General features: G+C 58.6%; 15 protein-coding genes and 1 pseudogene. 11 read left to right on the forward strand and 5 right to left on the reverse strand.

All coding sequences use genetic code 11. The features are described from left to right. The first annotated feature begins 17 nt into the window (after window positions 1-17). The 9 genes from JOE48_RS29950 (at window position 18) to JOE48_RS30970 (ending at window position 9,495) form a co-directional block, all read left to right on the forward strand. The gene (locus JOE48_RS29950) at window positions 18-299 is read left to right on the forward strand and encodes a type II toxin-antitoxin system ParD family antitoxin (protein ID WP_210035463.1); all 282 of its coding nucleotides are present in this window, start codon (window positions 18-20) and stop codon (window positions 297-299) included. After that, window positions 296-463 (forward strand): hypothetical protein, encoded by a 168-nt coding sequence (locus JOE48_RS30730; protein WP_245253018.1) that lies wholly within the window; start codon window positions 296-298, stop codon window positions 461-463. The genes JOE48_RS29950 and JOE48_RS30730 overlap by 4 nt, the downstream gene beginning before the upstream one ends. Window positions 464-853: 390 nt before the next feature. After that, a complete protein-coding gene (locus tag JOE48_RS29960) occupies window positions 854-2,401 on the forward strand; it encodes a type I restriction-modification system subunit M (protein WP_210035464.1) in 1,548 nt (515 codons plus the stop codon). Continuing rightward, the gene (locus tag JOE48_RS29965) at window positions 2,398-3,660 is read left to right on the forward strand and encodes a restriction endonuclease subunit S (protein WP_210035465.1); all 1,263 of its coding nucleotides are present in this window, start codon (window positions 2,398-2,400) and stop codon (window positions 3,658-3,660) included. The genes JOE48_RS29960 and JOE48_RS29965 overlap by 4 nt, the downstream gene beginning before the upstream one ends. Then, complete coding sequence (locus JOE48_RS29970) at window positions 3,661-4,821, forward strand: AAA family ATPase (protein WP_210035466.1); 1,161 nt, start codon at window positions 3,661-3,663, stop codon at window positions 4,819-4,821. It abuts the gene before it with no gap. Beyond that, a complete protein-coding gene (locus JOE48_RS29975; protein ID WP_210035467.1) occupies window positions 4,814-7,912 on the forward strand; it encodes a type I restriction endonuclease subunit R in 3,099 nt (1,032 codons plus the stop codon). The genes JOE48_RS29970 and JOE48_RS29975 overlap by 8 nt, the downstream gene beginning before the upstream one ends. Before the next feature lie 81 nt (window positions 7,913-7,993). Continuing rightward, window positions 7,994-8,305 (forward strand): integrase core domain-containing protein, encoded by a 312-nt coding sequence (locus JOE48_RS31320; protein WP_409518626.1) that lies wholly within the window; start codon window positions 7,994-7,996, stop codon window positions 8,303-8,305. A 271-nt stretch (window positions 8,306-8,576) separates the two neighbouring features. Then, window positions 8,577-9,383 carry a hypothetical protein gene (locus JOE48_RS31125; protein ID WP_210035468.1) on the forward strand — a complete coding sequence of 269 codons (807 nt, stop codon included), beginning with the start codon at window positions 8,577-8,579 and terminating at the stop codon, window positions 9,381-9,383. Then, window positions 9,319-9,495: a hypothetical protein gene (locus tag JOE48_RS30970; protein ID WP_312893399.1), complete on the forward strand. Its 177-nt coding sequence runs from the start codon at window positions 9,319-9,321 to the stop codon at window positions 9,493-9,495. The genes JOE48_RS31125 and JOE48_RS30970 overlap by 65 nt, the downstream gene beginning before the upstream one ends. Before the next feature lie 157 nt (window positions 9,496-9,652). Here JOE48_RS30970 and JOE48_RS29990 read toward each other — a convergent pair whose 3' ends face one another. The 4 genes and pseudogenes from JOE48_RS29990 to JOE48_RS30005 form a co-directional block, all read right to left on the reverse strand. Next, window positions 9,653-13,048: a bifunctional DNA primase/polymerase gene (locus JOE48_RS29990; protein WP_210035469.1), complete on the reverse strand. Its 3,396-nt coding sequence runs from the start codon at window positions 13,046-13,048 to the stop codon at window positions 9,653-9,655. 36 nt (window positions 13,049-13,084) lie between these two features. Continuing rightward, a complete protein-coding gene (locus tag JOE48_RS31325) occupies window positions 13,085-13,330 on the reverse strand; it encodes a helix-turn-helix domain-containing protein (RefSeq protein ID WP_210035471.1) in 246 nt (81 codons plus the stop codon). A gap of 862 nt (window positions 13,331-14,192) precedes the next feature. Then, window positions 14,193-15,470 carry a site-specific integrase gene (locus JOE48_RS30000; protein ID WP_210035473.1) on the reverse strand — a complete coding sequence of 426 codons (1,278 nt, stop codon included), beginning with the start codon at window positions 15,468-15,470 and terminating at the stop codon, window positions 14,193-14,195. 371 nt (window positions 15,471-15,841) lie between these two features. After that, window positions 15,842-16,066: pseudogene (locus JOE48_RS30005) on the reverse strand (IS5/IS1182 family transposase); the annotation flags it as partial. 171 nt (window positions 16,067-16,237) lie between these two features. Between JOE48_RS30005 and JOE48_RS30010 the strand changes: the two are divergent. After that, a complete protein-coding gene (locus tag JOE48_RS30010; protein ID WP_210035475.1) occupies window positions 16,238-16,447 on the forward strand; it encodes a hypothetical protein in 210 nt (69 codons plus the stop codon). A gap of 23 nt (window positions 16,448-16,470) precedes the next feature. On the opposite strand, the gene JOE48_RS30015 is transcribed toward JOE48_RS30010, so the two are convergent. Next, a protein-coding gene (locus tag JOE48_RS30015; RefSeq protein ID WP_210031638.1) for an IS3 family transposase occupies window positions 16,471-17,582 on the reverse strand; the annotation gives its coding sequence in 2 pieces (ribosomal slippage) (window positions 16,471-17,333 and window positions 17,333-17,582; 1,113 coding nt in all). Between the two features lie 111 nt (window positions 17,583-17,693). On the opposite strand from JOE48_RS30015, the gene JOE48_RS30020 reads away from it, so the two are divergent. Further along, window positions 17,694-18,905, forward strand: a complete 1,212-nt coding sequence (locus tag JOE48_RS30020) for a hypothetical protein (protein WP_210035477.1) — start codon at window positions 17,694-17,696, stop codon at window positions 18,903-18,905. The last annotated feature ends 1,116 nt before the right edge of the window (window positions 18,906-20,021 follow it).

A 20,021-nucleotide genomic window follows, 5' to 3' on the forward strand; every position in this document is an offset into this window, starting at 1 on the left:
GGGAGAGGAGTCCCGCCATGACGACAGTCGAGAAGCGAACCATCAGCCTGCCATCCGAACACGCCGCGTTTATCGATGCCAAAGTGGCCTCTGGCGATTATGCCTCCACGAGCGAGGTGGTCCGGGCTGGTTTGCGCGCGCTGAGAGAGCGGGACGAAGCAATTGAGCGCTGGCTTAAGAATGAGGTTGCCCCGACCTATGACGCGGTGGCCGCTGATCCGTCCCGCGGCATTGCGGCTGAGAGCGTGTTCGCTGAGATCAAAGACCGCCACGCCAAGCGCCTTCGCGATCCGAAGTGAAGCGCCGACCGATCATCATCGCGCCGGAAGCGCGAGACGACCTGAACAGCCTTTATGACTGGATTGGAGGGGCAGCTTCGCCGGAGATTGCGCTTGGCTATATCGAGTGGATCGAGCGGCATTTGAGCAGGTTCGACGTGGTGGCAGAGCGCGGCACCAGGTAGGACGATGTTCGGCCTGGCTTGCGCATCGTTAGCTTCGAACGGCGGGTAACGATTGCCTTCACGGCGGAGCCAGAGCGGGTCACGATCATGCGGGTCATGTATGGCGACAGGGATTGGGAGAACGACCTTACGACCGACGAGGAGGGCGGATAGCGCGACGTGCAAGATGTGCGGTGCAATAAACCGCAATCTTGGCAAGGGGGCCGCTGCGCGCGCCCGCTGCATCCCGCCAAGCTGTGGCTCTTCCAGGGCATCAAACCCTTCCAGAGCCATCAGACCGAATCGCCGGTCAATCACTCGCGGGAGCTTTCGCTCTGCGGAACGGTCCCGGCGTGTGAATACTAGAGACAGCATCAATAGAGATGTCAGCCCGAACAAGGATAAGAAAACATGACGGGGCAAGAGCAACGCGCAGCGCTACAACGGAAAATCTGGGACATCGCAAACGATGTACGTGGCTCGGTCGATGGATGGGATTTCAAGCAATACGTCCTGGGAACGCTTTTTTATCGGTTCATCAGCGAGAACTTCGCCGCCTATATCGAGGCGGATGACGAGAGCATAAATTATGCGGCTTTATCCGATGACGTCATCACTGATGACATCAAGGACGACGCCATCAAGACCAAGGGCTATTTCATTTATCCCAGTCAGCTGTTCGTGAATGTCGCGAAAAACGCCAACAGAAATGACAGATTGAACACCGATCTGGCGCACATCTTCGCGGCGATTGAATCATCGGCCAATGGCTACCCTTCCGAGCAGGACATCAGGGGCCTTTTCGCCGATTTCGACACGACCAGCACGCGCCTTGGCAGTACCGTCACTGAAAAGAACAGCCGATTAGCAAAAGTCCTGAAACGCGTTGCGGAACTCGATTTCGGCGACTTTCACAACAGCCAGATCGATTTGTTCGGGGATGCCTATGAATTCCTAATCTCGAACTACGCTGCCAATGCGGGCAAATCCGGCGGGGAGTTCTTCACCCCGCAACACGTCTCAAAGCTCATCGCTCAGCTTGCTATGCATGGGCAGGAAAGGGTCAACAAGATTTACGACCCAGCCTGCGGCTCGGGCTCGCTCTTACTCCAGGCCAAGAAGCACTTTGACGAACATATCATCGAGGAAGGTTTCTTCGGGCAGGAGATCAACCACACCACCTACAACCTCGCTCGCATGAACATGTTTCTGCACAACATCAATTACGATAAGTTCAATATTCAACGCGGAGATACACTGACCCAGCCGCATTTTCAGGACGATAAACCCTTTGATGCCATCGTCTCTAACCCGCCCTATTCGGTAAAATGGATCGGATCGGACGATCCTACACTGATCAATGATGACCGCTTTGCTCCGGCCGGAGTGCTGGCACCTAAATCAAAGGCCGATTTCGCCTTCGTGCTTCATGCACTCAGCTATTTGTCGGCCAAGGGCCGTGCGGCGATCGTCTGCTTTCCCGGCATTTTCTACCGCGACGGCGTGGAGAAAAAGATCCGCCAATATCTCGTCGATAATAACTATGTCGAGACGGTGATTGCGCTCGCCGCCAACCTTTTCTACGGCACGACCATAGCAGTGACGATCCTGGTCCTCGCCAAGAACAAGAAGGATACGGCCATCCAATTTATCGACGCCAGCGGCGCAGAGTTTTTCAAAAAAGCCACCAACACCAATCTGATGACGGACAATCACATCGCGCGGGTGATGGAAATTTTCGATCAAAAGGAAGATGTCGATCATGTCGCCTTCTCGGTGAAATATGAGACCGTCGTGGAGCGAGGCTATAACCTCTCGGTCAGTTCTTACGTTGAACCGCGTGACACGCGGGAGGTCGTCGCTATTGGTGAGCTGAATGAGGAGATCAAAACCACGGTTCAGCGGATCAACCGGCTACGCACTGACATCGACGCCATCATCGCGGAGATCGACGCATGAGTGCGGCAGGTTTTCTAGAGAAGCTGCTGGATGGAGCTGAGGTGATTTGGAAGCCGTTGGGGGATGTTGCTCAGTACTCAACGACCCGTATCGGTTCTGATCAGCTCGATGAATCAAATTATGTCGGGGTGGACAACCTTCTGCAATACCGGGCTGGGAGGATAGATTCAGACTACATTCCTACGTCCGGCAATGTAACAGAATTTAACAAGGGCGACGTACTAATCGGTAACATTCGCCCTTACCTTAGGAAAATCTGGCAGGCGGATCGGAGAGGTGGAACCAATGGAGACGTTCTGGTGGTTCATCCAATAGACCCTGTCTTGAACTCGCGCTATCTCTTCCAGGTTCTGACCGACGAAAAATTCTTCGAGTACAATATTCAGCATTCCAAGGGAGCAAAGATGCCTCGTGGAAGCAAACATCATATTCTACAATATCTTGTGCCGATCCCATGCCCAGATGATCCGGAAAAGTCGCTGTCAATACAGGGTGAGATTGTTCGAATACTCGACAGCTTCACCGAGCTTACCGCCAAGCTTACCGCCGAGCTTACCGCCGAGCTTAAACTGCGCAAAAAGCAATACGATCACTACCGCAACTGGCTTCTCAGCTTTGAAGGTGGGGAGGCCGAATGGAAACCTTTGCATGAGATTGGTGAGTTCATCCGTGGCAAGCGCTTTACGAAAGCCGATTATGTAGATGATGGCGTGGGCGCGATTCACTATGGCGAAATCTACACCCACTATGGTGTCTTCACGCACAAAACATATTCGAAAATCAGAAGCGATATGGCTTCGTCGTTACGGTATGCTAAGCCAAATGATGTGGTCATCGCAGGCGTCAGCGAAACAGTTGAAGACGTCGGCAAAGCGGTTGCGTGGCTGGGAAAAGAAGAAGTTGCCATCCACGATGATAGCTATGCTTTCCGCCACAACATGAACCCGAAGTTCATCGCCTATGCGATGCAAACAGATTCGTTTCATAATCAGAAAGCGAAATACGTCTCGAGCGGTAAGATAAAAAGGCTTTTGATTGATGGGGTCAAGAACGTGCGGCTGCCAGTTCCTTACCCTGACGACCCTACTAAGTCTCTCCAGGAACAGACGCGCATCGTCGCAATCCTCGACACGTTCGACGCGCTTACGACTTCGATCAGCGAAGGCCTGCCCCGCGAGATTAAGCTGCGTGAAAAGCAATATGCTTATTACCGCGATCAGCTGCTGAGCTTTTCCAAACCGGAAGCGGAGGCGGCGTAAATGGGACAGACGCTGACAGAGATCGCCGGAACGCTGCGGACCGCCGATAAGAAGGTGCAGCTGATCTACGCGTTTAACGCCTCCGGCAAGACGCGGCTGTCCCGCGCGTTTAGAGAGCTGATTGACCCGAAAACCGAGGAACGGGACGATGATTATCGCCCCAAAGTACTCTACTACAACGCTTTCACTGAAGACCTTTTCTACTGGGACAATGATCTGACCGGCGATACCGAGCGGAAGCTCTGCATCCAGCCGAATGCGTTCACCAGATCCGCCTTCGAAGATCTCGGGCTTGACCTCAATGTGATCACCGTTTTTCAGCGTTACACCCAGCCGAATCTTACGCCCCGCTTTAATGTGGAGTACAAAACCAAAGATAAGGAAGACAAAGAAATTACCGTCCCGGCATTTTCCGAAGTGATCTTTACACTGGGGCAAGATCCGGAGACCAACCCAGAGCGTCTCAAAATATCGAAAGGCGAAGAAAGCAACTTCATCTGGAGCGTTTTTTATTGCCTACTTGATCAGGTCATCAGCACCCGTAACATCGCTGAAGTCGAAGAGCGCGAGACGAATCAGTTCAATGACCTTAAATATGTTTTCATTGATGACCCGGTCAGTTCCCTTGATGAGAACCACCTCATCCAGCTCGCTGTCGATGTTGCGGACCTGATCAAGAAAAGCGACACGGTGAACGGGCTGAAATTCATCATCACGACACACAGCCCACTTTTCTTCAACGTGCTGTTCAATGAGCTAAAAAACAAGACCTGCTACATGTTGAAACGGCTCGAGGATGGAACGTCCGAACTGACAGAGAAGAATGGCGATTCAAACCAGAGTTTTTCTTATCACCTTTATCTCAAGCAAACGCTGGAAGCGGCAATCGCGGCAGACAAGATTGAGCGCTATCATTTTACTCTGCTACGAAACCTCTATGAAAAGACATCGAATTTTCTGGGCTATCCACGATGGTCTGAGCTGCTGCCAGGCGACCAGCAGCTTTACTTGAACCGCATCATTCAATTTACGAGCCATAACACGCTTTCCAGTGAGGCCATTGCTGAGCCCTCTCCTCAGGAAAAGCAGACGGTGAAGTTCCTGCTGAATCACCTGCGCAGCAATTACAGCTATTGGCAGGAGGACGCTCCGAATGACTGAGCAGACGATCCCGATCGCCGAGACCAACCGCTTTATCGTTCTCGATAGATATGCGCGCGCCTGGCAAGCGGCGGACAGCTATCAGTCTGAGGCCGACCTGGAGCGCGAGCTTGTTCAGGATCTGCGCAATCAGGGCTATGAGTTTCTAGATCTGAAATCAACGGACGCCATGCTGGTGAATGTGCGTACACAGCTGCAAGCGCTCAACGCTGTACAGTTTACTGAGAAGGAATGGGCGCGGTTCGTTGAGACCTATCTAGATCGCCCAAGCGACAGCGCCACGGACAAGACCCGCAAACTCCATGACGACTACATTTTCGACTTCGTCTTCGATGATGGCCGTATCCAGAACATCCATCTGGTCGATAAGGCCAATGTCTGCCGCAACAAAGTTCAGGTCATCAAACAGTTTGAGCAAGCGGGCACTCATGCGAACCGCTACGATGTGACGATCCTCGTCAACGGCCTGCCGCTGGTGCAGGTCGAGCTGAAGAAGCGCGGCGTCGCCATTCGGGAAGCATTCAACCAACTCCACCGCTACAGCAAAGAGAGTTTCAACTCGGACAGTTCGCTATTCAAATACCTACAGATCTTCGTTATCTCGAACGGCACCGATACCCGCTACTTCGCCAACACGACCAAGCGCGACAAGAACAGCTTTGACTTCACTATGAACTGGGCGCAGGCCGATAACAGCCTAATCCGGGACCTGAAGGATTTTACGGCGACATTCTTCGAGAAGCGCACCCTCTTGAAGGTGTTGCTAGACTATTCTGTCTTCGACGTCAGCGACACGCTTTTGGTGATGCGACCCTATCAAATCGCGGCGACCGAACGCATTTTGCGCAAGATCAGAAGCTCGTTCGAAGGCAAGACGCTCAGCAAGCCGGAAAGCGGCGGATATATTTGGCACACGACAGGCTCAGGCAAGACGCTGACCAGCTTCAAGGCGGCCCGCCTCGCCACCCAACTCGAGTTCATCGATAAGGTATTTTTCGTGGTTGACCGTAAGGACCTCGATTACCAGACGATGAAGGAATATCAGCGCTTCTCTCCGGACAGCGTGAACGGGTCCGACAGTACCGCCGGTTTGAAACGCAATCTGTCTAAGGACGACAACAAGATCATCGTCACGACAATTCAGAAGCTCAACAATTTGATGAAAAGCGAAGGAGACGTACCCGTCTATAGCCAGCGCGTCGTTTTTATTTTCGACGAATGCCATCGCAGCCAGTTTGGTGAGGCACAAAAAAACCTCAAGCGGAAGTTCAAACAATTCTGCCAGTTTGGCTTCACCGGTACGCCGATCTTTCCAGAGAATGCTTCGGGTGCGGAAACGACGGCCAGCGTATTCGGCAGCGAGCTTCACTCCTATGTTATCACCGACGCCATCCGTGACGAAAAGGTTCTGAAATTTAAGGTCGATTACAACGATGTGCGCCCGCAATTTAAAGCGATAGAAATCGAACAGGACGAAAAGAAGCTAACTGCCGCGGAAAACCGGCAAGCTCTTCAGCACCCCCAACGAATCGCCGAGATTTCCCAGTACATTTTAGATAACTTCCGCCGCAAAACGCATCGACTGTATGGGACCAATAAGGGTTTTAACGCGATGTTTGCCGTGAGCAATGTCGATGCGGCGAAGCTCTATTATGAGAGCCTGAACAAGCTGCAGGCAAACAGCGACAAACCATTAAAGATAGCAACGATCTTTTCGTTTTCGGCTAATGAAGAGCAGGACGCAATTGGTGATATTTCCGATGAGAGCTTTGAGATCTCCGCGCTGAATAGCAGCGCCAAGGAATTCCTGAACGCGGCCATCGCGGATTACAACGCCTTGTTCAAAACGAACTTCAGCGTCGATAGCAAAGGTTTTCAGAACTATTATCGTGATTTGGCCACGCGGATGAAGTCCGAGGAAGTGGACCTACTCATCGTGGTGGGCATGTTCCTGACGGGCTTTGATGCGCCGAAGCTCAACACGCTGTTCGTGGACAAGAACCTGCGCTTTCACGGTCTCATTCAGGCCTATTCCCGTACCAACCGCATTTATGATGCGACCAAATCATTTGGAAACATCGTCACCTTCCGCGACCTCGAAGAGGCGACTGTCAAAGCGATTACGCTGTTCGGTAACGCGAACACTAAGAACGTCGTCCTGGAAAAAAGCTACTCGGAGTACATGGAGGGCTTCACGGACCAGACGACCGGAGAAGCAAGACGCGGCTTCATGGATGTTGTGAAAGAGCTTGAAGAGCGTTTCCCAGATCCGTCGGGGATTGCGAAGGAGGCTGACAAGAAGGCCTTCGTGAAGTTGTTCGGTGAGTATCTCCGGGTTGAGAATATCCTTCAGAACTACGATGAGTTTTCAAGCTTGAGGGAGCTCCAAGAGATCGATGAAAGCGATGCGGAAGCGCTCGCCGCGTTTAAAGAACAGCGCCATTTGAGCGACATCGATATCGAGGAACTTAAATCTGTCCGCATGCCAGTTGATCGGAAGATACAGGACTACCGATCAACCTATAATGATATCAGGGATTGGCTTCGCCGCGAGAGGGCCAGTTCGGAGCAAGTCAGTTCAACGATCGATTGGGATGATGTAGTCTTCGAAGTGGATCTCTTGAAGTCGCAGGAGATCAACCTGGATTACATTCTTGAACTAATATTTGAGCATAACACGAAGACAAAGAGCAAGTCGGCGCTTGTTGAAGAAATCCGCCGCTTCGTCCGCGCCAGTATTGGCAGCCGGGCAAAGGAAGGTTTGATCGTCGATTTCATCAATCAAACAAACCTTGACGAGCTTGGGGACAAAGCTGGCGTGATTGAAGCCTTCTTCGCTTTCGCACAAGCGGCCCAACATCGCGAAGCTGAAGAACTCATTATCGGCGAAAAGCTGAACCCGGACGCTGCGAAGCGCTATATCGCGACATCGATTAAGCGAGAGTATGCGAGCGAGAATGGGACAGAGCTGAACTCTATACTACCGAAAATGAGTCCTCTCAATCCACAATACCTGAGCAAGAAACGCGAAGTGTTCCAACGCATCTCTGCTTTCGTTGAGAAGTTTAAAGGTGTTGGTGGAAAAATTTAGTTGGTGTCAATCTTGTGACCTGACCGGCTGGCTTTGGACCGGGCTGATTGAGAGGATCAGCCAGGACCAGAGGAGTCGGACATGCGGCGAGGTCAGAAGACGAGTGCGGAGCAGGTCGTGCTGAAGCTGCGCCAGATTGAGGTGCAGACGGCCCAGGGCAAAAGTTTAGCGCTAGCGTGCAAGGTGGCGGAGATCTCCGAGCAGAAGCTGCGTGACGAGTGCCTGCGCCAGGAGATCTTCTGCTCGCTCAAGGAAGCCCAGGCCGTGATCGCCCTCTGGCAGAACACCTACAACCGCGTCCGGCCGCACTCGTCCCTGGGCTATCGGCCGCCCGCGCCTGTCAGCTACCCGGCCCCGGCCGCCCGGTTACCCATGGCAGCGACCATGCAGTAGCCTGTCACTCGGCCTGGTCCAAAAGACCGGTCAGACCAGAGGGCCGCCTGTCGCTGGCGTCAGACGTTAGGGTCGACCCGCTGGCAGGCGGAACCTGTTTCAAGAATATGCGTGTAAAGAATTATTATTGAATCGATCCCATCTGGAGGTTTAGCTGCTAGACAAATACTGGTCAGATGAGTACGGTATCATCTGCTTGGTTTGACCTGGAACGTAGAGAAAATTCTATCGAAGTGTGGAACTCTGGAATCGGTGGAGGCGAGTTGAGGCCATGGGTGACGCAAGTATCCATGTGGCTGAAGTAAATCTGGCGCGATCAGCAGAAGAGCTAAGCCGGATGCTGAAGGCTAATGAGCGTCGGAAAGCGCGCCATGAGCCGGTTACGGTCTCACTGCAGCGAGCAGCAGACGGCAACTTGGATCTGAACTGCCCGCATGACGATGGCCGCGGTTGGCAGATCCGGCTTAGCGATGCCTTCGGCACGCGCTCCGATACGTTCGCGATTGGGCAGCTGAACAACCTGCTTGGCATGGTGCGACCTGACGAACGCGCGCTTGAGATCGAGGCAAACACGATGCTTGCTGCGGTCGAGGCGGTCCGGCCCGAGAACGAGTTGGAGGGTATGCTGGCCGTGCAGATGGCTGCGACGCATCGTTTAGCAATGGAGTGCCTGCAGCGGGCTGCCTGCGCCGCTACACCAGAGCAGGCGGCCGCGAATGGCAATCTCGCAACCAAGATGCTCCGCACCTACACGGCGCAGCTGGAGGCATTGGCGAAGCTGCGGCGGGGCGGGGAGCAGAAGGTCACGGTCGAGCACGTACACGTGTATGAAGGGGGTCAGGCAATCGTCGGCAACGTCGACGCGAGCGGCCGGTCAGAGGCCAAACCGGGGGGTAGCTGCGAAAATGGACAACAACCCCATGCAACGGATGAGGACCGAACCGCCGTCGTTGCAGGCAGCGGCCCGCTGCGGAGCAAGGACCCGATCAGGAACCCCGTGCCGGTCGCCAGCGGTGAAGGGGAAGAAGCGGTGCCGGATGCACGGAGGGGCGATAGGAAGCGGGGCTCCGAGCGGTAGCCAGAACGACAACTACCAACACGGTCAGCGGACACGGGCAGCAGCCACTTTCAAGGCTAAGTGTCAGGAAGGGCTCGCGGCATCCCGCGCTATGCTGAGAAGAATCCCATAGATTAGCTCGAGGATTGATTTAGACCTTAGTCCTTCTGCCTCAGCCTCTGGCGTAGAGTTGTGGGCAGGACTGCGGCGCGTCGGCAGCATAAGAGTGCGGTGTGCTAGGCGAGATCCCGCATTAGCGCATTGGGGCAATCGCCGGAAAGTAACAAGGATCATTCTGCGGCTTCCCGGAAAGCGTCGGCTTCTGGTGGTAACCAGTGAATGACCTCAGGGATAACGAGAACGAACGGCGCGGTACGCGGCGCAGGCACGTCGACCGAAGCGCGGTAGACAGCAGCCATCTCTGGGGCGAGATCGGCGCAACACCGCCGGCGACTAGCAGTGGCGGGCGTCGCTTGCGGCGTGGCTTTCGTTGGCGCCTCAACGTACTCAACCTTCACCCACTCGATGGCCCCGAGGCGGTCGGAGAGCCAGGATTTCAGGTCGGCGGGGGCGTTTGGCAGCAGGACGGCGCGAGCAGGCGCGAAGCGGCCCAGGCGCTTGTACGAGGCCAGTCTGACGTTGGGGGTAACGCCTATAGATACATTCCTTATAGGCGTTGCCCCCAACGTCGGAAGGCACATCTCCTTGGCGCGATCGCGGGTCGGCGCGGCTTCGGGAAAGCAGGCCATGATGTCGGCGGGGCTCTCCAAAAGCACGCCCTCGGATGCCATCTCGGCCCAGGCGCCGGGTTTGGCCTCGGCCCACGTTGGGGTGGCGTCCACGCTGATCGGCAACGGCACGTCGTTGATGATGTCGAGAAAGGCGGGCGCATCGGGCCCACGGCGCAGCGCCCTCAGTCGGCCTATGGCTTGGATCAGTCCGGCCTCGGTTATCTGCCAGCGTAGGGCCTCGGCCATACTGTCAGGGTGCTGCTCGCGCTCGACGGAAACGCCTCGCCCGTCCGCGAGCCGCACGGCGCCTGGGACCCGTCGATACCAGCGCCCGCCGTCTTTCGGGTTCGGCTCGATCTCGTGCGGCACCGTGCCGGTAATGATGCCGGCCAAGGGCTCAGTGCTGCCGGGGCCGGGCTGCAGACGGCCGATGCAGATCAGGCCGGCAGCGGTTGCCCAACGGTCAATCCCGGCCACCGCCCCGAAATGCGCGGTCTCGACGTTCTCAGGCAGACCGGCGGCGGTCAGCACCTCGATAAGGCGCATGGGCGCGATCACGACGACGATCCGCGGCCAGGCCACGGCGGCCCGAAGCCTGATCAGGCGCAGCAGATCGGTGATGACTCGCTTCGGGGCCCCGGCGGTATCTTTGGCCTCATCACTGTCGCTGCCGACGATGCCGAGCTTGCGAGCCGTGACGGGCGCGCTGAGGATCTGACGAACCGTCACGTGCGGGCTCCATCTGGCGGTAATATCGGCCTTCACCTCGACGCGGTGGCTCATGACAGGCTCAAGCAGCGGCGCGTCGGGCAAGGTCGCATCGATCAGCAGAGCCGGTGCGAGCCAGGAATCGCGCACTATGTCGAGGCTCCGACGCTCTAGAATGCGGGTCTGGGTCTCGTTGTCGTAGCGAAGGCACAGGCGGCCGGACGCTTCTGCGCTGCCGGCGAGGAACTTGCGCAGCTCCTCCCAGAGACCGGCCAGCAGCTTCACGTCGGTGTTGTACTGCCCGACCCTCACGGCGAGTACCTTGCGCGCCGTCGCGTCCATGCCGGGCACAATGCCGGGATCGCGCAGCCGCCCCCATTCGAGTGAGTAAGCCCCCGCAGCCAGTGAGGCGGTCACGCCGTGGCGCAGCAGGATTTCACGCTGCAAAGGCCCGTCGTCTTGGTGCGCATCCAAGGCCCGCAGCAGGCATTCCCGGGCGGTGCCGAGGTCGTTGGCGGCGTTGGAGAACAGCGGCGCCTTCGCTCCCGGCTCAATGGGTGCGTGCCTGATCGCGTCGAGGGACAGGCGCGCTGGCTTGTCCGGCAGAGCACCCATGGTCAGGCCCTCATCGATCACCAGGGCGTCGGGGGCGGGGATCGCACCCGGGCGTCCGTGAAACAGCAGGGCGTGCGGCACGAGCCACACAGGGGCAATGGCCTGCCGCTGGCGCTCCATCCCGCATTGTTCGTGGAACCGGCAGAACAACTTCGCGCCGTCAATCCGCCGCTCGCACACCGTCGAGGGGATCGGGCGGACCGCAGCTTTGGCGTCGTCGATCGCCGGAAGGTCAAGGCACATTGCCTGATCCGGCGCGTCGGGATCGGGCGAGGTGTAGCCTCGATAAACCCTGGCCTCGACACCGAGCGCACGGAACCGCTCGGCAAGCTCGCCGAGCAAGCTATGCGTCGGGGCTGCGTAGACGATGCTGATCCCAATCTTGGCCGCCGCGGCGGCGCTCTGGATCGCTTGGGCCGTCTTGCCGATCGCGGTCTCGATGCGCGCGGCCCACGAAACCGGATCCGGCTTGACCGGCTCGTCCTGCTCGCGCTCCTTCGCTTCTTCGGCCTTCGCCTGCCACTGCGAGATTTCACGCTTCCAGCTCGGAACATGCTTCTCAAAGAAGCCGGCGACGATGGCCGCGGTCGCAGCCTCAGCGTCGGAGACGGACACCCGCAAATCGGAATACGTCGGCTCGATGAGCTCGCCCTTCGTTCCGGTCGGCGCTGCGTCCAGCTTGACCTGTCCGCACCGCACACGGGCGAGTAGGGCCGCGGCCTTTACCCGGGCGGCCTCGGGCGACCAACGCGCGTCGTCCAGCACAGTGGAGGCCCTGAACGCCTCCCACGCTCGCGCCGTCAGGTCTGCCGCCGTGATCTCGATCCCCTCGACCCTCATCGCCAGAGCGGTCGCATAGACCACGCGTGTGAGGTGGAACTCGCGGCCGTCGATCACGAAACCGTCGACATTGCGCAGTATCTGACCCCCGCCAGTCCCGCCACCCTGCCCCTTACGGCCACCCGTGCCGTTTAGCTCGATCACGCCGCGTAGGCGGGCTACGAAGTTATTGACCTGCGCTTGTGTGACCTCGGGTGCCTCGTCCGGCCTGGCGGTCAGCGGGCTCACAGCGCCGATCCAGGTATAAGGCTTCAGCGTCTTGTGGTGGACGCCAAAGGCGACGAACTGCGTGCCCTGGCAAAGGATATCGAGGCCATCGCCGGAGCCGTCAGCGGTCTTGAGGTGCAAGCTCGGCATCGCCTCGGCCGCCCGGTAGATCAGTGCGACCTTCGGGGCCTGTCCTTGGCGTATGAACGGGGTTTCGCCGAATACCTCGACAGCCAGGGCAGTCACGGTTTCGGCCATTGCCGCGTCGGTCGCAAAGTCAGCGTCGATCGCGACTACGTTCCCGCAGGCGATGCCGGTGCCTGGCCATTGGCGCTCTTTGCGCTCCCAAAATTTCAGGTCGGCCGCGGTGGTTTCCCGCCCCTCGAACTGCGCACGTTGCTGCCAGCCCTTGATCCCGGGGGCCTTACCCCGGGATGAGTGACCGCCGTCGTGCGAATGGATCGGGAGCGTGCCAGTCCACCCCATCCGCGCGAGCTGCGCGCGAATATGTGTGGGGGATGTGCCTTCAACCCCTGAGCGATTCGGCTTCTTATATGCGTCGTCGATAGGCGCCGAGATCGCCATGACGGAGCACTGCGCTAAGCACTGAAGGCTAGACGCTCAGACAGATTTTAGGTGGCTTCGCTCTTTCTCGGCGGCTGCATGAGCCGACTGGCTCCTTGACCGCGGCAGGTCAGCTAACCAACGTGCTGCCGCGGCAGACGTGATCAGCGTCTTGGATCCAACTTTGACCGCCTCAAGTCTTCCCGTCTGAATTTCTTTGTAAAAGCTCGTTCTTCCAATTTTATGCAGCTCGCAGAACTCCTGGACGGTAAATGCGGGAGCTGCATACTTATGGTTGTGCATCGAACAACACTCCGCGGCCGGCTAGAAGCCTTGGAGTACACGAATGAACGGCGACAAATATACGAACAATAATTGATTAATTTGGTACCTTGTCTGAGACTAATCGCTTCGTTAAGCGGCGTATCAACTTAACCAGTAAGCTTGCTGATAATGCCGATCATAAGCTGCGTGATAATGGGCTTGGAGTTCGCCTTAATCACAGCCTTGATCCTCGCGCTCAAGCTCCCTCAGTCTCCGACGTATTCGTCTCTCAAAAATCGCCTTAGTGTTTGCTGTAAACGGGCCTGACTTAAACTGATTGAGGTGCTTTGCCGCCGCAGCATAGGCCGACGGGCACAAGCCATCACGGACCGCCTTTGCAGCTATATCAACGATAGGATCATTGACTGAGCCACGAGGACGGCCAGGCAAACGCGGCCTTAGTAGCTCTTCAGGCAGCTCCTTAAACTCAATCTCAAAAACCGGTCGCGGCTTGGTTCTTCTAGGCACGTGGTTCAGCTTGCGGTTGGCGGTATGAGTTAAGCAAAGTCGGGGCCTTTCAATTTGGCACGCCTCGTTGCTTATGTGAGTTGGTAACAACAAGCAGTTAGCGCATCCAAAAAAGTTGAACCAGCACGGATTGTGCTCGCGATGACGGCTGTGTCCAAAAGCGTAGTGCAGCTCGCGGTATACGTCCCTGTCCTTCAGAAGGCGGCGCGGAGGGGCGGGCGTGCGCCCGTCGGTGGGCTCGGTTGGCGACGCCTATGACAGGCTTGGGCGGCTCAGGCGGTCAGGGCGGGGCGATTACGGCCCATAAGGCGTCGGGAAGGAGCGGTCTCGCCATCCTCCCTCAACGCACCACAATCGATTTTATTAAGGGCTCTTAACCGGCATCCTCAGGCAACGAGGCAAAACCGAAAAATGGTAATGCGCCTCGGATGGTGCTCGCAATGTAAGACGGGGCAAAGTGCGCGTAGTGGCGCTCCGTCATGCGCGTGTCGGCATGTCCAAGCTGCGCTGCGATAACACCCATCGGTACACCGCGCATCGCGAGCGCGCTTGCGTACGTGTGTCGCAGAATGTGAAAGGTGCAAGCTGGTTCGATGTTCGCTCGGTGAGAGGCTTCAATCAGCGGGCGCTGCTGATGTGAAGGTCCCCAAGCTTTGCCGTCCTCGCGCGCAAAAATCAGCGAGGAGCCAGCCTTTCCGCTGATCAGCGATGCAAACAGCGCCGCGCCATCATCGTTCAGCGCAACATGCCGCGGTTTTCCGCTCTTGGTCCGACCGACCGTCACTATGCCCGCGGCGGCATCGAAATCGGCGGCCCTCATCCGGATCAATTCACCGTACCGGCAGCCGGTAACCAGAGCTCCGCGGACAAGATGCCCGAACGCGCCCTCGCATGCTCCGACGAGGCGCTGGCATTCACGTTCGGTGAGATAGCGGACCTTTGCTGCATCTGCTTCACGGTAGGGTTTCACCCGGCGCCAAGCCTCTTCTGAAGCGGCTTTGCCTTCTTGGAACGAGCGATTGAGAGCGGCCTTCAGGACAGTGAGCACGCGATTCGCCGTCGCGCGCCGGGCCCGCACGGCCTCCGGGTCGGCAGCATCGACCTCGGAAACCCGACGTTCGGCCGCTCCCGCTGGAGTTCGACGCAGCTTTGGCGCCTCAGCGAGATCGTGGTGCCAATCGCGAATGCGCTTCGTCGTTAGCGCCGATAGTTGAAGCGACCCGAGCGCGGGCAGGATGCGCGCCTCAGCCGCATACCGATCGGCGCGCACCCCTTTCGACCCACGCCGTTCTCGAGCTGCGAGATAGTCGCTCAGGGCGGTGGCTACCGTCCAGGGCACCTCCGCTTCCTCGGAGCCGCCGAGCTGGAGCGCCGTTTGAGCGAAGAAGGTCCGTGCTCGCTCCTGCGCCTGCGGAAACGAGAAAACAGTCAGACCATCGGCCTCGCGGTAGTCGTCGGCGGCGCCGAGCGCCTCGTAGTGTTGGCGGCTCCCCTCACGCATGCGAGCGATCCAGGTGCCACCCTTGGCACCGCGGCGGTAGCCAACTGCGCAGCCGGCCGAAATGACCGTCCAATACGGCTCACGGCGGACCGCGAGTTTGGCTCGTCCCGAGCGGGTGTCGAGCTTCGCATTGCGTACAGTGCGCGCCATCGTGCTACGCCGTTGCGCTCCTACGTACGGAAATCGTACGGAAAAGACGTGGACGAACACGGGCGGATGCGCAAGCACGGAATAGTGCTTGCTCACAACGTGTTACTCGTACGCCGTAGCTCGTCTCTGTACGGAAATCGAGCGGTTAACACTCTTTCACGGCGAAAACACGGGTTCGATTCCCGTAGGGCGCGCCAACAAAATCAAGAGCTTAGCTGAATTTGTTGGCGCGGCTCACACTGGCATCTCACATAGCTCGATATCGACAGCAGGTGCGGCTGCAGCTTGCGCGCGTCGACGAGTGAGACGCTGCTAGCGTGGCCGGCCAGGCAGTGGCGGGAACCTCGCGGTTTCACACGACCACGATGCCGCTGTCGTTTGTGGTTGGTCTCGTAGAATGCCTGCAGCAGCATCTCAGGCTGGATCGACCGACGAACCATCCGAGCTGCATAGAGCGCAGAGAAGTCCCAGTTCATCACTGCGAGTGCCACAACCGTGAACTGCCGGATTGTGCGCAGCTGATTGTCGGGCTGGCCCCACGCTTCCAGGTCCACATAGGAGAACAACGCCCCCGAACGGGGGTCCGAACTCCGCATCCACCTGCCCCGGGCGTTTCCGAGAAGGAGGCGACCATGCCCGGCGCGGCCACGTCACGGACTTCTTCAACAGCCTGCTTGGCTTGAGCGGCACCGTGGACATTGATTCCCACGGCTGAGTCACGTCATCGCTATTCGCGCATACGCAATGGCGCCTGGATGGAGTGGCGGATGAGCAGGCAGCCGGTCGCCGTTGCCGTTGTCATGGTTGTCCTGGTCGCGGGCGCCGGGTTGTTCTACTGGCGTTCACCCAATCCGCCAGTCGTGGTCGTAGATCATCTCTGCGAGTTCGTCCGCAAGGAACAGAAGATGGATTGCGTGGCCGTGCTGGCCAGCGATTCCTTCATGAAGCCCGGCGCCATCGTGGATTACAGCCCGTGACCTTGCCCCCTGTTTGCCCCCGTTCATAACCAGAGTCCGTTCTGGTTCTGGTCCTGTTTGGACCGGGTTGCAAACGCGTTCGGGGTGAGTCCGCCGAGGCTCGTGTGAGGGCGGCAGGTGTTGTAGTCCACCCGCCACGCCTCGATGATGGTCCGAGCCGCCGACAGGCTCCGGAAGAGATGCTCGTTCAAGCACTCGTCGCGCAAGCGCCCGTTCAAGCTTTCAACGAAGCCGTTCTGCTGCGGCTTGCCGGGAGCGATGTAGTGCCACGCGACCGCACGCTCCTCCTGCCAGCGAAGAATGGCGTGCGAGGTCAGCTCGGTGCCGTTGTCCGAGACGATCATAACCGGCTTGCCCCGATCCGCGATGATCCGGTCGAGTTCGCGCGCGACCCGCTGGCCGGACAGCGACGTGTCGACCACGAGCGCCAGGCACTCCCGCGTGCAGTCGTCGACCACGACGAGGATGCGGAAGCGCCGTCCGTCGTCGAGCGTGTCGGAGACGAAGTCGAGGCTCCAGCGCTGGTTCGGCTCCTGCGGCACGGCGGCCGGTGCCCGCGTCCCTAGGGCTCGTTTGCGCCCACCCCGCCTGCGCACCGACAGCCGCTCCTCCCGGTAGAGCCGGAACAGCTTCTTGTGATTCAGCTTAAGGCCCTCCCGCCGCAGCAGGATAAGCAGGCGCCGATAGCCAAAGCGACGACGCTCGCCGGCCAGGCTGCGCAGGCGTACCCGCACGGCCGCATCATCATCACGGGTCGGGGCGTAGCGGTATGTCTTCGGCTCCAGGCCGATCAGCCCACAGGCGCGACGCTGCGAATAGCCCTTCTCCTCGATGGCCCAGCTCACGGCTGTTCTCCGTGCTCCAGGCGTTAGAAGTTTTTTCCCAGTGCCTCGCGCAGCGTGGCCACGTCGAGCATCGCCTCGGCCAGGAGCTTCTTGAGCTTGCGGTTCTCCTCATCGAGCGCCTTCAGACGCCGCGCATCCGAGACCTCCATGCCACCGTAGCGCGAACGCCATGTGTAGAACGTCGCGTCGCTGATGCCGTGGCGGCGACAGATATCGGCGACCGGCAGGCCAGCCTGCTGCTCCTTCAGGATGCCGATAATCTGCTCTTCACTGAACCGGCTCTTCTTCATCGTCCGTCTCCTGATCGACGGACCCTAGCTTCAGATCGAGGGCAATCCAGGGGGCAAGGTCACAGCCCGGCACCTGGCCAGCAGGACCGGGTACCGCTCCCGCGGGGCGACTTGCTGGGTCCGGCCTGTCTGGTACCCGGCAGCGAGGGCGAAGGGATCCAGGCCGAGATCGGCCGAGCCCAGGACATCTCGATCCCGAGCTTCACATATGCGGTGGATCGCAATCTGCAGGCTGGGGTCGACCTCGCCGTGCCACAAATCGACGGCGCGCATCTCAAAGCAGGACCAAACTTCAAGCAGGTCACGAAGCTTGAGCTGGCGACCGATGCTGCCTGGGCAACGATGCTCGACGAAAACCGCGCAGCGGATGCGCTGCAGAGCTGTCAGGTCAAGCTGAGCTGCGTCGAGCGCCTGACCCGGCAGAATTACCGGGTCGTCGGCACGACCATCGTGGCCAGAGGCTTGAACTACAAGATGTTCAACAGCCAGAATCAGGCGCTGTCCCTTGATGTCGCGGTCGGCACCGGCGCGCTGGCCAATACGCTGGGCGCCGGCAGCGGGGTATCGGGATCGGCCGATGCGACAGTGAAGTCGGCCGAGCCGCGCGTGGTCGGCGTTCGGCTGATGCCGGTGGATCTGTTTCAGGGACGGACGACCTGCATGAGTCCGGTCCTTTTCAGCGCATCCGGCCGGTCCGTGGTGACTGTCACGGGAGGTGGGGGGCGAGGCAGCATCGGCGCTTACGCCAAGGACGAGGCGCCACTGGGCAGGCAGGCCAGCCTGCAGCGCACCGGCAGTGAAACCAGCGAATGCGACGATAATTTCGAGCGCCGCCGCTCGGATGCCAGCGCGGTCGCCAAGGTGGAAGCAGTCGGCGAGGGGGCTCTCCGCTTCACCTACACGGTCGCCGCCGGGGGCGGCCACTACGTCACCACCGCCGGCTGCCTGGCGGGCCATGTGGTGGGCAAGACCGGGCACGATACGAGCGCGACGGCAACCGCCGACATGACGGGTGTCGTCGCCGTGATGGTGCGCTCGGAAGGCACCCCGGTGCTGCGCGTCTCATACGCCAATCTGCCGACTGGCACGACGGTCCGCGTCGTCGACTGGCGCAACGAGCCGCTGCACCCGGCCGGCGTTCAGGGCCCCGGTGGCACCGGGCCGGTCATAGTACAGAGCCAGGAGCAGTCGGAGACCCGTTTCCAGACGCGCGGACCCGGCATCTACCGCGTGGAAACGACGTTCCAGCTCGACGTCTCGGTCGGCGGCAATGTCGGCAACAGGAAAACAGCAACGGGCGACGTAAAAGTTTCCGTCGAGTGAGATCGTCCGGTCAGCGTCGAGAAAACCACCGTCACGCGTGGGATGTAAAAGCCCACCCCTACCGTTCCACTCACCTGTCATGCGGCGGCTCATGCCGACCGCGAAGACGACCGTGCTCCCAGCAAACGACAGCCCGGCAACCCTAAAAGGATTCGATTTATGCGAGGCGATTAGCCGACGACAGCCTCGGTCGAGAACGATCAGGCCCCGCACAGACGATGAGGAAGCCAAGATGCTGTTTCAGGAAAATAGTTATTCTGCCTTGATGCAGCAGCCGAAAGTGCATAACAAGGTGGTGTCGAAGATCGCTAAGTGACTGCAGCGTTTATAGGTTTTTCTTTGGGGCTCGAGTCCTGCCGGCCCACCATGTCACCCCGCCTCGTGGAAGAGGCGCTGAAGGCGGGGCCCCGTAGGAACGCTACAAATCGGCCATCAGGGCCTCGCGGGCTGTTCGGGCGTCGAGGGCCTGTTGCTTAAGCTGACGTAAAACGGCGCGAGCTACGGAACGGGCGTTGGCTGCTTGCCCTTCGGCCTTTGGTCCTCCTTCTCTGAGCACCCGGGACGCCGTTGCGCGGAACCGACTGATGTTGTCGAGGGCAATCGCACGCCGTGACGTAGGGCCTCCGAGCTTGTCCGGTCTGACGGCGACGAGGTTAGTCATTCGTTTGCCTGCGCGATCAACAATCACAACCTGTGTGCTCTCAGGTGAGGGCACCATTCACCGCAACACGCCGGACGAGGGCGGCGGTCTTGGGGGTGCTGGGGCAAGTGGAACTGATAGTTGCGAGTGTAGACTGGCCGACAAGGACAAAGCTCGTTTCAATCGACCCGAGGTGCCACTGTGTGATGTGGCTGTGCCCGCACTCGTTCAGTCTTTTCACCGGACAGCCTGCTTAAAGACCGAGATAGAACTGTGCGGACGTGAGAGCGTACCGCCGCTCTAATCTCTGTCTCGTCGCCAGCATTACGATCGAGTTTCTCAATGTTTACCACGGTTGTCACCGATGCGCTAACGAAAACTATTTATCTGAAAATCAAGACCGGCAATCATATGCCGTTTAAATACAAGATACAATGTGTTTTTTCTTGAATTGATAAATATCGCCCTTTCGGGCC

The sequence above is a fragment of the Methylobacterium sp. PvR107 genome, assembly GCF_017833295.1.
In the GTDB taxonomy this organism is placed as follows: domain Bacteria; phylum Pseudomonadota; class Alphaproteobacteria; order Rhizobiales; family Beijerinckiaceae; genus Methylobacterium.

Bases quoted from the DNA above. Each gene is read 5' to 3' on its own strand.
- JOE48_RS29990 (WP_210035469.1), bottom strand. From the start codon at position 13,048: ATGGCGATCTCGGCGCCTATCGACGACGCATATAAGAAGCCGAATCGC.
- JOE48_RS29975 (WP_210035467.1), top strand. From the start codon at position 4,814: ATGACTGAGCAGACGATCCCGATCGCCGAGACCAACCGCTTTATCGTT.
- JOE48_RS29970 (WP_210035466.1), top strand. From the start codon at position 3,661: ATGGGACAGACGCTGACAGAGATCGCCGGAACGCTGCGGACCGCCGAT.
- JOE48_RS31320 (WP_409518626.1), top strand. From the start codon at position 7,994: ATGCGGCGAGGTCAGAAGACGAGTGCGGAGCAGGTCGTGCTGAAGCTG.
- JOE48_RS31325 (WP_210035471.1), bottom strand. From the start codon at position 13,330: ATGCACAACCATAAGTATGCAGCTCCCGCATTTACCGTCCAGGAGTTC.
- JOE48_RS29950 (WP_210035463.1), top strand. From the start codon at position 18: ATGACGACAGTCGAGAAGCGAACCATCAGCCTGCCATCCGAACACGCC.
- JOE48_RS30000 (WP_210035473.1), bottom strand. From the start codon at position 15,470: ATGGCGCGCACTGTACGCAATGCGAAGCTCGACACCCGCTCGGGACGA.
- JOE48_RS29960 (WP_210035464.1), top strand. From the start codon at position 854: ATGACGGGGCAAGAGCAACGCGCAGCGCTACAACGGAAAATCTGGGAC.
- JOE48_RS31125 (WP_210035468.1), top strand. From the start codon at position 8,577: ATGGGTGACGCAAGTATCCATGTGGCTGAAGTAAATCTGGCGCGATCA.
- JOE48_RS29965 (WP_210035465.1), top strand. From the start codon at position 2,398: ATGAGTGCGGCAGGTTTTCTAGAGAAGCTGCTGGATGGAGCTGAGGTG.
- JOE48_RS30010 (WP_210035475.1), top strand. From the start codon at position 16,238: ATGAGCAGGCAGCCGGTCGCCGTTGCCGTTGTCATGGTTGTCCTGGTC.